Genomic DNA, 13,633 nt, shown 5'->3' on the forward strand with positions numbered 1-13,633 from the left:
AAAACACAATAAAAAAATACCCGAAAATTGCATTTTTATTGGTACGAAAACATGGTTTGATTTGATACTTGAAATTATTTTCCTATAAAGGTCGGTGGTCCACATGCCGCACACCAATTACTTCCGGTGGCATCGACTCAGTTGGCATCAATTCCGTTGCGCCGGTAGTAAGCGGCACACCCATCGCCCATTCGTGACCCCCGCCCCGTTCGGCCAAAAAAGGAGACCGGAATCATGCAGTTATCGCCGAATTGTACGTTGTTCAGTTTGTGCCTTGCGGCGCCATCTGTATTCGCCGCCCAGGCAAACATGAGTATCGTCAGTGACTGGGGGGCGGCGCCCAGGCTGAGATTTTCTTGCTCAATGATAAGCCGGCACCGCTTTCCGATTGGGCGGTGGAGCTCAACCTGGACGCCGAGATCACCCAGATCTGGAACGGCATCATGAATTCCCACTCGGGCAGTTACTATGTGGTGGGGCCGGCGGCTTACAACGGCACCATCGGTGTCGATGGCCAGGTCAGCATCGGCTTCCTGACCACTTGACCACTACAATCTCGATTTCAGGACCAGTTGACCGCTGAATTCTTGGGCGGTAACAGAGAACCGCAACAATTATCAGGTGGCTTATATCCGCCTGCTGTCCAAGTTTGTGCCGGAGAGGGGGAACTAGCGGGAGAGCCACTCAGGCAGGAATCGCCTTATGTTCCTGCAATCATATCGGGGCCGCTTTGCGGCCCTTATTTTGTTCCGCTGAAAAGAAGGCGCCGGACTGGTCTAGCCTATAAAGCATGGCTGACTATGTTTGGCGCATCCCATGCCTGATTCCGGCTGTATCCTGGTCCTGAACTGCGGTAGCTCCTCGCTGAAGTTTGCGCTGCTGGATACCGACAGCGGCGAACAGTACCTGGGCGGTATCGGTGAATCCCTCGGCACCGTGGAACCGCGACTGAAATGGGAGTACCGCGGGCACAGCCGGTGCCGCGGTCTCGACAGCGGCACCGGCCACGAAGCACTGGTCGAACTGCTGGTCGGGGACTTGCTGGAGGAGGTTCCCGAATTCAAGGCCAACCTTATCGCGGTCGGGCACCGGGTGGTGCACGGCGGTGAACATTTTGCCCGTTCGGTCCTGATCGACCAAGGAGTCATCAACGCGATCGAGGAGTGTTCGGCACTGGCCCCGCTGCACAACCCCGCCGGCCTGCAGGGGATTCGCGCGGCTGTGTCCGCCTTTCCGGCGCTGCCCCAGGTGGCGGTGTTCGACACCGCCTTTCACCGCACCCTTCCGGAGTGCGCCTATCTCTACGCCCTGCCCTACGCCCTCTACCGCGAGCAGCACATCCGCCGCTACGGCATGCACGGCATCAGCCATCGCTACGTGAGCGAGCGCGCGGCCGCGCTGCTCGGAAAACCGCTGCGGGAGACAAATATCATTTCTGCGCACCTGGGCAACGGCGCTTCGCTGGCTGCGGTGAAAAACGGTCGCAGCGTCGATACCAGCATGGGCCTGACGCCACTGGAAGGATTGGTCATGGGCACCCGCTGCGGCGACCTGGACGCGGGTATCCTGATACACTTGGCACGGTCGCTGGGTTTCGACATGGAACAGATCGACCGCCTTCTCAACTGCGAAAGCGGCCTGCTCGGTATCTCCGGACTCAGTAACGACTGCCGCGAGCTGGAGCGCGCCGCCGCCGACGGCCACCGCGGCGCAGCGCTGGCGCTGGAAATTTTCTGCTACCGCCTGGCCAAATACATCGCCGCCTATACGGTGCCACTGCAGCGGGTCGACGCTTTGGTATTCACCGGCGGCATCGGCGAGAACTCAACCCTGGTGCGCGGTCGGGTACTGCAGCAGTTGCCGCATCTGGGGTTTGTCCTCGACCGCAATCGCAACGAGCGAACCTGTGATGGTGCAGAGGGAAAGATCAGCGCCGAGGGCTGCGCCGTGGCCCTGGTGATCCCCACCAATGAGGAGTGGATCATCGCGCGGGATGCGGCCGAGCTGGCGAGAGCGCGGGGCTAGTGTCGTGTCGCGCACCATCATGGTGATCCCCCTCGGTGCCCGCGTCGGCATCACTTCCGTCACCCTGGGAATCATTCGCGCGCTGGAGCGCAACGGGGTCAGCGCGGGCTTCTTCAAGCCGATTACCGAAGCCCCCGGCGGCGAGCGCTCGACGGAAATACTGCGCAAGGTGTCGTCCCTGGATATTCCGAACGCCTTCGGCAACCAGCATGTGGAGGCGATGATTTCCAGGGGCCAGATGGCCGAACTGCTGGAGGAAATACTGGCCCGCTTCAGCAAAGTCGCCGGCAGCGCGGATGTGATCATCGTAGAGGGGCTGCCGCCGAGTGCGGAGAACCACTACGCGGGTAACCTCAACTCCCAACTGGCAAAGGCCCTGGACGCGGAACTGGTGCTGGTGGCGTCGCCCCAGCGCGACTCCGCCCTGCAGTTAAAGGAGCGGCTGGAATACGCCGCCGCCGAATTCGGCGGCCGCGTCTCGAAACGGGTGGTGGGCTGTATCATCAACAAGGTGGGGGCGCCGCCGCAGCTGCCCGATGCGCCCGGTGCCGATATCACCGGCGTCTTCGAGGGCCCGCAACGGCGCCGCGGCGACCTGGACATCCAAGCGCTCTATGGCGAGAGCCCGTTGCGCATCGTCGGCGCAATTCCCTGGGAGGCGGAACTACTGGCGCCGCGGGCGCGGGACCTGGCGGATCATTTCGATGCCGAGATCGTCAATTACGGCGAACTGGAAAGCCGTCGCCTGCGCAGTATCACCTTCTGCTCCCGCTCACTCGGCAACATGGTCTACCACTTTACCCCGGGCGCCATGCTGGTGACATCCGGCGACAGGCCGGACGTGATAGTGGCCGCCTGCCTGGCGGCGATGAACGGCGTCGGAATCGGCTGCCTGCTGTTGACCGGCGGCTACCGGCTGGAGCCGATGGTGCACAGGCTCTGCGCGCCGGCACTGGAGACCGGACTGCCGGTGATGCTGGTGCACAGGAATACCTGGCAGACCGCACTGCAGCTGCAGTCGTTCAACAACAAGACCCCCGCCGACGACCCGGAGCGCATCGAGCGGGTGCAGGATTTTATCGCCGGCCACCTGGACAGCCGCTGGCTGGCATCCCTCGGCGAGGCGTCCACCAGACCCAAACGCCTGTCGCCACCGGCATTCCGCTACTACCTGAGTGAACGGGCGCGCGCCGCCAACAAACGCATAGTGCTGCCGGAGGGCGAAGAGCCGCGCACGATACGCGCCGCGCTGACCTGTGCCGAGCGAGGCATCGCGCGGCCGTTACTGCTCGGCTCAGCGCGGGACATTCACCGGGTGGTGGAACAGCAGGGGCTGCAGCTGGGTGACAAGGTGGAGATCATCGAGCCGGCCAGTGTGCGGGAAAAGTACGTCAAGCCGATGGTGGCCCTGCGCCGGGCCAAGGGGCTGACCGAAGTGGTGGCCCGCGAGCAGCTACAGGACAATGTGGTGCTGGGCACCATGATGCTGGCCCAGGGCGAGGTGGACGGCCTGGTATCCGGCGCCGTACACACCACCGCCAACACCGTCCGCCCGGCGTTGCAACTGATCAAGACGGCGCCGGGTGCCAAGCTGGTGTCCTCGGTATTCTTCATGCTGCTGCCGGAGCAGGTGCTGGTTTACGGCGACTGCGCCATCAACCCGGATCCGGATGCGGAGGAACTGGCGGAGATAGCGATACAGTCGGCGGACTCGGCGGAATACTTCGGCATTGAGCCGCGGGTGGCGATGATCAGCTATTCCACCGGCAGTTCCGGCTCCGGCTCGGACGTGGAGAAGGTGCGCGAAGCCACGCGGCTGGCGCGGAACAAACGCCCCGACCTGGTGATCGACGGGCCGTTGCAGTACGACGCGGCGGTGATGGAAAACGTGGCGCAGGAGAAAGCTCCCGGCAGTTCGGTGGCCGGTCGCGCGACGGTGTTGATTTTTCCCGACCTGAACACCGGCAACACCACCTACAAGGCGGTGCAACGCAGCGCGGACCTGGTCAGCATAGGCCCGATGCTGCAGGGGCTTAACAAGCCGGTCAACGACCTCTCCCGCGGCGCGCTGGTCGACGACATTGTTTACACCATCGCCCTGACCGCCATCCAGGCCGCATGATAGAAAGCTCCGATCGCTCGCTCAATCCCACCGCAGCGGCCGGCGCCGGTCGACATACCGGCGTAGCGCCCCCGCCACTGTATAGGCCTCCAGGCGGTGTTCGAAGGTATCGGTGCGTTCGAATTCCATCCGCTCCAGGCAGCGGTGTATCCAGGCGTTCCCTTCTGAGTGATCCTTCCAGGCGCGGCGCCCCTCCCGGACCAGCGGCAGTATCTTCCACCATTTTTTGCTGCCGGCCTTCAGCTGCTTCAGGGCTATGGCGAGCAGCGCCTCCTCGTCGGTAAAGTCGCTGCCCAGCGGGAAATAGGGCAGCAGCTGCAGGCGCTTCTCTTCATTGAAGGCCGCGTCAATCCTATCCGGTGTATTGGCAGTGAATTCCAGTGGAATCGCGTAATCCTTCTCCACCTTGCCTGCGCTCTTGGCCTTTTCCAGCAGTCCCCCCTGGAACTGGGAGTCGCAGATACACAGCATCGCCGTCATCACATCGCGGTCGGATTTGCCGCGCAGGTCGGCGACGCCGTATTCGGTGACGACAATATCGCGCAGGTGCCGGGGGATGGTGCAGTGGGGATACTCCCAGACGATATTGCTCTTGCGCTCGCCGTCGCTGAGGCGCGTGCTTGGCAGGGCGATAATCGAGCGACCGCCGGGCAGCTCGTGGGCCTGGGCGACGAAGTTGTACTGGCCCCCTACCCCGCTGACCACCTGGTTGTCCGCCAGACCGTCGGAGATGACCGCGCCGCTCAGGGTCACCATCATCGCCGAGTTCACAAAACGTGCCTTCTGCCGCTGGGCAACTTTCAGCTCGCGCATTCCCTGCAGGTCGTTGATAAAGTCGATGGACGTCATGCTGATGCCGGCCTGTTCGTCCTCCGGCAGTTCGCGCAGCTCCCGGTACATGAATTCGGGACCGAGATAGAAGCCGCCGTGCAGCCAGGTGCCGCCGCGCAGTTTTTTGTTCAGGCAACTGCCGAGCAGGCGCCGGCGCCCGTGCTCGCTGTGCAGGTCGCACTCCTCCTCTTCCCCCTGGGGGTTCAGCAGCTTGTGCCCGCGCCAGCTGTAGCTGGGATCGACAATGCCGAGCTGCTGCAGCAGTTGAGTATCCGTCGGCGTCAGCGGGCAGTGGATACGGCCGCAGTTCTTCAGCGCCAGCAGTATCTCCTCGTTGACCGTGGTGGAGATCTCGTCGCTGTCCAGCAGCCGCTGCAGGGCCGCATCCGGGTAGACTTCCCGCTTCAGCACCCCCGCGCGGCGCAGGTGCAGGAAGCCCGGCGGCACCATTTCACTGGCGCCGTAGAGCCCCCGGCGGAAGAGCTCCAGTTGCGGCGGCAGCTTCTGGCGCAGTTGCAGCGAGTCGTCACTGGTCAGGTCGCGCACCATATTGCGGTATTCGTCATTGTCCGTCTGCCGCAGGCGCAGCGCGTGGCAGATGGCATCACCGAGGGCGCCAATGCCCACCTGCAGCGTGCCGCCGTCGGCCACCAGGCTGGCGATATGGAAAGCCAGGGCATAATCGGTGAAACCGACCGGCAGCGAAGGTGCCGGAAACAGCGGCGTGTCGAAGGTTTCGCCCTCGAGCATAAAGGCGAATTCGCTCGACGGAACTTCCGCGTCGCCGCCCAGATAGGGCAGCTGTGGGTTGGCCTCCCCCACCAGCAGCAGTTGGTAGTTTTCCCGCTCGCGCGCCAGTTTCAGTACTGGAATCGTCAGGTCCGGATTGCAGCTGAGGCTGTAACTGTCGCTCCCGGCATTTGGCGCCACCATCTGCGCAATCACATTGACGCCGCGGTCCAGCAGGTCCCGCGGCACATGGGTGTAATTGGAACTCACATAGCTCTGCTGGGCCGGGCCATTGCCCAGGTAGCTGCCGGGCTGCATAAAGAATTCGCATACCTCGATATTGTCCGGCAGTATCCCCTTGTGCCGCGCCGGCGTGTAGCCCAGGTCCCGATAGCGGTTGTAGAGGCGGTCCAGAAGCGGCTGTACGAAGCGGCGAGCAAGTTCGCCGTGGCCGATGGGCCGCTCCAGGGTAAGCGCGGTAAAAATGGTCAGGGAGATGGAGGGATCGGCGGCAGCGCGGGCGTAGAGGGCGTTGGCGAAATGATTGGCCTTGCCGACGCCCAGTGGCAGCCCGAGCACTATGCGCTTGCCCACTTTCTCCAACACCGCGTCCACGCACTTTTCGGCGCAGTCGAAGTATTGGGTTTTTTCGTCGGAATTCAGTGCCACCGGATGGAACCCTCTTCCCCGGCCCCTCTTCCGCAAGCGGGAGAGGGGAGCTTGTTACGGGGCTTTGCCGAGATGATCGAAGTGATCCACCTGGATCGCCATATCCACCGCGTCGGCGGCGTCCCGCAACTGCTCGGCCTCCTCTTCGTTGATCAGCTTTTTCTCCAGTCCCTCGTCGATGCTCTGGCGATTGAGGGTGCGGATGCCGCCTTTCTTCAGCTTGTCCCTGGCCTCCTCTGTGGCACAGACCTTGTTGAAGGCCTGTTCCACCAGGTCGACGCCGTCGCCGGGGTTGCCGAGGAAGACGCCCCTGGTCAGGCGATCGCGGGTATCCGACGGCTCCATCAGCAGTTCTGCGCAGGCCTGCGCCTGGCGGTCCGACGCGGGGTTGATACTGTGGCCCCAGGGCATGGTGAGGAAATGCATCAGTTGGCCGAGGAAGCGGTGCGGGAAGTTCTGGAACACCTCCAGCAGGCTGGCCTCGATCCGGTGCAGGCCGGCGCGCATCGCGAACTCCAGCAGCGGCCTGTCCTCCTTCGGGCTGCCGTCGTCCTTGAAGCGCTTCAGGGTGCAGCTGAGCAGGTACAGATCGCTCAGTACGTCACCGAGACGCGCGGAGATCTGTTCCTTGCGTTTCAGTTCGCCACCGAGGGACATCAGTGCCATTTCCGTCACCAGGGTCAGCACCGCCGAATAGCGGTTCAGCTGTCGGTAGTACTTGGCCGCCTTGCCCACGCCCCGGGGACTGCTGGCAAAGAGCCCACCAGTCCAGCCGTGAAAGAAGGCGCGGGCGAAGGTCTTGAACTGGAACCACATATGCTTGGGCAACAGCTTGTCCAGCGCCTCTGTGCCCGCTTCCGTATCGGGATTCTCCGCCGCCATCATCTCCTCGAGCAGGTAGGGGTGGCAGCGGATGGCGCCCTGGCCGAAGATCATCAGGCTGCGGGTGAGGATATTGGCCCCCTCCACGGTGATGGCCACTGGTACGGCGCGGTAGACATTGCCGATATAGTTGAGCGGGCCGTCCATGATCGCCTTGCCGGCGTGGATATCCATCGCGTCGTTGATCGCCTGGCGCAACCCCTGGGTGGCGTGGAATTTCATGATCGCGGAAATCACCGCCGGCTTGCGCCCCTCGTCGAGGGCGCGGGTGGTGGTCTTGTGGGCGCTGTCGAGTACATAGGCAATTGACGCTATCTCCGCCAGGCGCCGCTGCACTCCCTCGAACTTGCCGATGGGAATACTGAACTGCTCGCGGATGCGCGCATAGGCGCCGGTGGTGCGCGCCGCCATCTTGGCACCGCCGGTGGAGAGGGACGGTAGCGAGATGCCCCGCCCCGCGGCCAGGGCGCTCATCAGCATATGCCAGCCGCGGCCGACATTCTCCCGGCCACCGATGATCCACTCCATGGGCACGAATACATCCTTGCCCCAGTTGGGCCCGTTCTGGAAGGCCTGCATGGCCGGCAGGTGGCGCTGGCCTATGGTGACCCCCTCGGTATCCGTCGGTACCAGGGCCACGGTGATACCCAGCTCTTCCTTGTCGCCGAGGAGTTGGTCCGGGTCGTAGAGCTTGAAGGCCAGGCCGAGAATGGTGGCCACCGGCCCCAGGGTGATATAGCGCTTGTGCCAGTTGACCCGCATGCCGAGGGTCTTCTCTCCCTTGTACTCCCCGTAGCAGACCACGCCCCTGTCCACCATGGCGGCGGCGTCCGAGCCAGCCTCGGGGCTGGTCAATCCGAAGCAGGGGATTTCGCGGCCGTCCGCCAGTCGCGGCAGGTAATAGTCCTTCTGCTCGTCGGTGCCGTGGGCCAGCAGCAGTTCGCCGGGACCGAGGGAGTTGGGCACCATCACGGTGACGCCGACGCAGGTACTGCGGGTGGAGATCTTGGTGACTATCTCCGCGTGGGCCGTGGGGGAGAAACCCAGGCCGCCGTATTCCTTGGGGATGATGATGCCGAAGAAGCGCTCCTTCTTCAGGTGGTCCCAGATATCCTTCGGAATGCAACGGTCCTCGAAGGTGATCTTCCAGTCGTCCACCATCCGGCACAGTTCCTCGACCGGACCGTCGAGGAACGCCTGCTCTTCCTCGCTCAGTTTCGGCGGCCCCATGCTGAGCAGCTGCTCCCAATCCGGCTTGCCGGACAGCAACTGGGCATCCCACCACACCTCGCCGGCCTCCATTGCCTCCCGTTCCGTTTCGGAGATGGGCGGCAGGATGTTTTTAATCAGTTTGAGAAGCGGGGCGGTTATCCATTTTTTGCGCAGGTCGCTCATTTTCACCATCCATGTGACAGATTGCCGCAGTGCAAGGAATAATGCGCCGCGAAAGGCTGGCAGGCATCAGCAGACAATGATAGGTGACGAATTCAAGCGAATGCCAGCGCGCCGATACCGGTAAAGATAATCAGCGCCGCAATCAACCGACGCAGGGAGAAGTGCTCGCCGAGCAGATAGACGGAGATCACCGACGCGAAGAGAATGCTGGCCTCCCGGGTTGCGGCCACAGCGGCGACGGGCATCACCGATGTGGCCCAGAGGGCTACGGCGAAACCACCGGTGGCCAATACCCCGGATGCGGAGCCGCGCAGGAGGTTGGAACGGGCGAAGGCGAAGCCGCGCAGCGGCTGGGTCAGCAGCACCGCAAGCAGAATACCGGCGCCGGACAATATCTCCAGCCAGGCGACATAGCTCAGCGGGTTGGCCACGGCGCGCACGCCGGCGGCACCCAGTGTGGTATAGCCGGTGATGGCGACGCCGGTACCCAGGGACAGCAGTATCCCCGCCCGCGACACCCGCAGTTCCTTCAGGATCAAGGCAAAGATACCGCAACTCACCAGCAGCACCCCGGTCAACTGCAGCGGCAGCAGGGACTCATCCAGGAACAGCAGTGCCGCCAGAGCCACCAGCAGCGGCGTGACGCCGCGGGCTATGGGATAGGCCGTGCCGTAATCCAGGGCGCGATAGGAGCGGGTCAGCAGGAAGAAGTAGAGGTACTGGAACAGGGCGCCGCCCAGCAGGAATCTCACGGCTTCCGGCTCCGGCAGTGGCAGGTGCGTCGCGAGTAGTATGCCGATCAGGAGACCGACGCTGCGGATCATCGCCAGCTGCAGAAACCCCTCTGCGCTGTGTTTGACCACCGCGTTCCATGCGGCGTGGGCCAGCGCCGAGAGCAGGACCAGCCCGTAGATGAGTGATTCCGGTACTACCAAGTTCTAATGCTCAACTTTTCTGGTCTCGGCGCCGGTTTACCTCTCGGACAGGGAGCCGTCAGATCAGGGCCTGCGGGGAAACGATAACGCCGTTATTGTCTGCGTACAGATATTCGCCAGGGCGGAAGGTCACCCCGCCAAAAGTCACGGCCAGATTCTTCTCGCCGATCCCTTTTTTGTCGGTCTTCATCGGGTGAGTTCCGAGCGCCTGTACCCCTAACTCTAGTCCAGAAATGGCATCCACATCGCGGATGCAGCCATACATTATGATGCCCTCCCAGCCGTTGGCGCAGGCTTTTTCCGCAAGCATATCGCCGAGACAGGCGCGGCGCATGGAACCGCCGGCGTCCACCACCAGTACCTTGCCCCTGCCCTCCTCCGCCACCAGTTCGCGCACCAGGGAGTTGTCCTCGAAGCACTTGATGGTCACTATCCGTCCGCCGAAACGCTCGCGCCCGCCGTAGTTGATAAACATCGGCTCCACCGCCTGCACCAGTTCCGGGTGGGCGTCGCAGAGATCGGGAGTGGAAATTGCCATGGGTTCCCTCTTGGAATGGATTTGTCACCGGAAGGTGATAATAGCGATTCCCTCGGCGAGCTGCAGTCTGATAAGGCAATACCGGGTATCATCCCTATGGATAACACCCGGTATCAAAGAAATTTTGTTCTGTTTAGTAAGTGACCCTGACCGGTGTACCGACACGGACGTGTTGAAAGAACTTCTGTGCCATATGTGGCGGCATGCGCACGCAGCCGTGAGAGGCTGGATAATTGGGCACATGGCCGGAAGCGTGCAGGCCGATACCGCCATTGAAGCGAATATAGTTATTCATCTTGGCACCGCGATAGTAGGTACCCGGCGGGCGGCGGTGCTTGCGCGTGTTGACGTCCGCCTTGACGACGCGGCCGGTCCTTGCATCCACAAAGCTGCCGTAGATGGTGGATCTGTGGTGCGGATGTTTGGACAAAACCCGGAAGTGCCCCGGGCGCGTGCTGTAGCCTTTCTTGCCGGAAGAAACCTTGGAAACACCGATCAGCCTGCCGCCCTTGTAGAAGTAGGCGCGCTGCTCGCTGAGGTTGATCCTGATCGATGGCGATCCGGAAGAATTAAACGCGGCCTCGTCATCGAACCAATTGACGCCCCGGGGATTGGCCCAGGCGGATGGGACTCCCAGTAGTGCAACCAGAAGAAATACCAGACTGGCGTATAGCGATGGGCTCCTGTTTCGTCTGTTCGAGTACATAGCTCACCTCAAATACTCTCCGTTGCAAGACTAATTCGATTTTATTGAGAGAGATGGGGCTGCTTAGATTGAATTATTCTCTGCGAAAACAGTGTTATTGGGATGGAGCTTGAACTTAGCGTGCGGCCGGAGGGTCGGCCACAGAAATGGCAGGATAAAATCGGGCAATTTCTATATATCTCTGCAACAGGAATCTACAAAACAGCCCGGCGGTATTGTGCAATCTGTGTGATTATCCGAAATGACAAAGACAAGGTTGAAGAGAAAAAGCGGCCCCAGGGGGACCGCTTTTGCCGAAATATCAGCCTTCTTCATTGGCAAGGAATAGCCAGGTATCGACAGCCGTGTCCGGGTTCAGGGAAACACTGTCTATCCCCTCGTCCATCAGCCAGCGGGCGAAATCCTTGTGGTCCGACGGGCCCTGGCCACAGATACCCACGTATTTACCCGCCTTCTTGCACGCCTGGATGGCGCGGGACAGCAGCGCCTTCACCGCCGGGTTGCGCTCGTCGAACAGGTCCGCCACCAGGCCGGAATCCCGGTCCAGGCCCAGGGTCAGCTGGGTCAGGTCGTTGGAGCCGATGGAGAAGCCGTCGAAGTGCTGCAGGAACTCCTCCGCCAGCAGGGCATTGGACGGCAGTTCGCACATCATGATGATTTTCAGCCCGCCCTCGCCGCGCACCAGACCGTTCTGCGCCAACAGATCGATGACTTCCGCGGCCTCCTCCGGCGTGCGCACGAAAGGCACCATGATCTCGACGTTGGTGAGCCCCATTTCGTCGCGCACCTTCTTCAGTGCACGGCATTCCAGTGCGAAGCACTGGCGGAAATCCGCCGAGCGGTAGCGGGCTGCCCCGCGGAAGCCGAGCATCGGGTTCTCCTCGCTGGGCTCGTACAGCTGGCCGCCCACCAGGTGGGCGTATTCATTGGACTTGAAGTCCGACAGGCGCACGATAACCCGGTTCGGTGCAAAGGCCGCGGCCAGGGTGGCGATGCCCTCCACCAGCTTCTCGACAATGAAATCCTCCGGGGAGGCGTAGCCGCCGATGCGCTCGCGGATATCCCGCTGCAGATCCTCCGGCAGGCTGTGCAATTCCAGCAGCGCCTTGGGATGAATGCCGATCATGCGGTTCAGGATAAATTCCAACCGCGCCAGGCCGACTCCCTGGTTGGGGATATGGCTGAAGGCAAAGGCGCGGTCCGGGTTGCCCACATTCAACATGATCTTGAACGGCAGCTCCGGCATTTCGCTGACTTCTGTCTCCTCGCGCTCGAAGTTCAGTTCGCCGGCCATCACGAAACCGGTATCGCCCTCGGCACAGGAAACTGTCACCGGCGTGCCACTGGCCAGTTTTTCCGTCGCATCGCCGCAGCCGACCACTGCGGGAATGCCCAGTTCGCGGGCGATAATCGCCGCGTGGCAGGTGCGGCCGCCGCGGTTGGTGACAATGGCGCTGGCCTTTTTCAATACCGGCTCCCAGTCCGGGTCGGTCATATCGGTGACCAGCACCTCGCCGTCCTGCATCGCCGCCATATCCTCGACGGACTCCAGCACCCGCACCACGCCCGCGCCGATGCGCTGGCCGATGGCACGGCCCTCACAGAGCACCTCGCCTCTTTCCCGCAAATGGTAGCGCTCGATACTGTTGCCTCCATCGCGGGAGCGGACGGTTTCAGGGCGCGCCTGTACGATGAACAGTTCGCCGGTGTCGCCGTCCTTGGCCCACTCGATATCCATCGGGCGACCGTAGTGCTCCTCGATCCTGCGCGCCTGCAGCGCCAGGCTGGTCAGCTCCTCTTCGGACAGTGCAAAGCGCAGGCGGTCCTCCTCCGGCACCGACACGGTCTTGACCGAGCGGCCGCAGTCGCCGCTCTGGTCGTAGACCATCTTGATCGCCTTGCTGCCGCGGTTGCGGCGCAGTATCGCCGGGCGGCCGGCGTCCAGGGCCGGCTTGTACAGGTAGAACTCGTCCGGGTTCACAGCGCCCTGCACCACGGTTTCACCCAGGCCGAAGGCGGCGGTGATGAAGATCACATCGCGGAAGCCGCTCTCGGTATCCAGGGTGAACATCACCCCGGCGGCACCCGTCTCGCTGCGCACCATATGCTGTATGCCCGCGGAAAGGGCCACGCCGGCGTGGGCGTAGCCCGTGTGCACCCGGTAGGCGATGGCGCGGTCGTTGTAGAGGGAGGCGAACACCTCGTGCACCGCCTGCAGTACCGCGTCTATGCCGCGGATATTCAGGAAGGTCTCCTGCTGGCCGGCGAAGGAGGCGTCCGGCAGGTCCTCGGCGGTCGCCGAGGAGCGCACGGCCACGGCGGTCTCACCGCCGCCCAGGGCCTCGTAGCCCTCGCGGATCTCCCGCTCCAGCTGTGCCGGGAAAGGCGTATTCAGTATCCAGCCGCGGATCTCCTCACCGGCCTTCGCCAGCGCGGTCACGTCGGCCACGTCCAGCTCGAGTAGCCGCTCGGCGATACGCGACTCCAGGTTCTCGTGGGCCAGGAAAGCGCGGAAGGCCTCCGCCGTGGTGGCAAAACCGCCAGGCACTCTGACGCCGGCACCGGCCAGGGAGGAGATCATCTCGCCGAGCGACGCGTTCTTACCGCCGACCTTGTCGACATCCCCCATGCCCAGTTGTGCGAATTCGATGGTGAAGTTCGTCAAGTGAAGGCCCTCTGCAGCAGGAATTGAGGGCGCCGATTATAAGGATGGAGCTTGTAAAAAATAGCCCGCAGAAAACGATCGAAATGTTGTAAATTTTCTACAAGAATGGGGCGGCGACACATTTGGGGAAAAGGTG

General features: G+C 62.5%; 9 protein-coding genes. 3 read left to right on the forward strand and 6 right to left on the reverse strand.

Annotated features, from left to right (window positions below; all coding sequences use genetic code 11):
- Positions 1 to 326: 326 nt before the first annotated feature.
- From AC6R19_RS08120 to pta, 3 genes are all read left to right on the forward strand, one after another.
- Positions 327 to 545, forward strand: coding sequence for a cellulose binding domain-containing protein (locus AC6R19_RS08120; protein WP_500579339.1), 219 nt, complete (start codon positions 327 to 329; stop codon positions 543 to 545).
- Between the two features lie 271 nt (positions 546 to 816).
- Complete coding sequence (locus AC6R19_RS08125; protein ID WP_500579294.1) at positions 817 to 2,025, forward strand: acetate kinase; 1,209 nt, start codon at positions 817 to 819, stop codon at positions 2,023 to 2,025.
- A 4-nt stretch (positions 2,026 to 2,029) separates the two neighbouring features.
- Entirely contained in the window at positions 2,030 to 4,147 is a 2,118-nt protein-coding gene (gene pta / locus AC6R19_RS08130) for a phosphate acetyltransferase (protein WP_500579295.1), read from the forward strand.
- A gap of 21 nt (positions 4,148 to 4,168) precedes the next feature.
- On the opposite strand, the gene AC6R19_RS08135 is transcribed toward pta, so the two are convergent.
- From AC6R19_RS08135 to ppsA, 6 genes are all read right to left on the reverse strand, one after another.
- Complete coding sequence (locus tag AC6R19_RS08135; protein WP_500579296.1) at positions 4,169 to 6,376, reverse strand: acetyl-CoA hydrolase/transferase C-terminal domain-containing protein; 2,208 nt, start codon at positions 6,374 to 6,376, stop codon at positions 4,169 to 4,171.
- A 54-nt stretch (positions 6,377 to 6,430) separates the two neighbouring features.
- Entirely contained in the window at positions 6,431 to 8,662 is a 2,232-nt protein-coding gene (locus tag AC6R19_RS08140) for an acyl-CoA dehydrogenase (protein WP_500579297.1), read from the reverse strand.
- 83 nt (positions 8,663 to 8,745) lie between these two features.
- Positions 8,746 to 9,588, reverse strand: a complete 843-nt coding sequence (locus AC6R19_RS08145; protein WP_500579298.1) for an EamA family transporter — start codon at positions 9,586 to 9,588, stop codon at positions 8,746 to 8,748.
- Between the two features lie 58 nt (positions 9,589 to 9,646).
- Positions 9,647 to 10,126, reverse strand: coding sequence for a ribonuclease E activity regulator RraA (gene rraA, locus AC6R19_RS08150; RefSeq protein ID WP_500579299.1), 480 nt, complete (start codon positions 10,124 to 10,126; stop codon positions 9,647 to 9,649).
- Positions 10,127 to 10,259: 133 nt separating this feature from the next.
- The gene (locus AC6R19_RS08155; RefSeq protein WP_500579300.1) at positions 10,260 to 10,832 is read right to left on the reverse strand and encodes a L,D-transpeptidase; all 573 of its coding nucleotides are present in this window, start codon (positions 10,830 to 10,832) and stop codon (positions 10,260 to 10,262) included.
- A gap of 301 nt (positions 10,833 to 11,133) precedes the next feature.
- Positions 11,134 to 13,497 carry a phosphoenolpyruvate synthase gene (ppsA, locus tag AC6R19_RS08160; protein ID WP_500579301.1) on the reverse strand — a complete coding sequence of 788 codons (2,364 nt, stop codon included), beginning with the start codon at positions 13,495 to 13,497 and terminating at the stop codon, positions 11,134 to 11,136.
- Between the last annotated feature and the right edge of the window lie 136 nt (positions 13,498 to 13,633).

Source organism: Microbulbifer sp. SE14 (genome assembly GCF_059834885.1).

What these genes read in the sequence shown, in the direction of transcription:
- AC6R19_RS08125 (WP_500579294.1), top strand. Translation starts at nt 817, where the DNA reads ATGCCTGATTCCGGCTGTATCCTGGTCCTGAACTGCGGTAGCTCCTCG.
- AC6R19_RS08140 (WP_500579297.1), bottom strand. Translation starts at nt 8,662, where the DNA reads ATGGTGAAAATGAGCGACCTGCGCAAAAAATGGATAACCGCCCCGCTT.
- rraA (WP_500579299.1), bottom strand. Translation starts at nt 10,126, where the DNA reads ATGGCAATTTCCACTCCCGATCTCTGCGACGCCCACCCGGAACTGGTG.
- AC6R19_RS08155 (WP_500579300.1), bottom strand. Translation starts at nt 10,832, where the DNA reads ATGTACTCGAACAGACGAAACAGGAGCCCATCGCTATACGCCAGTCTG.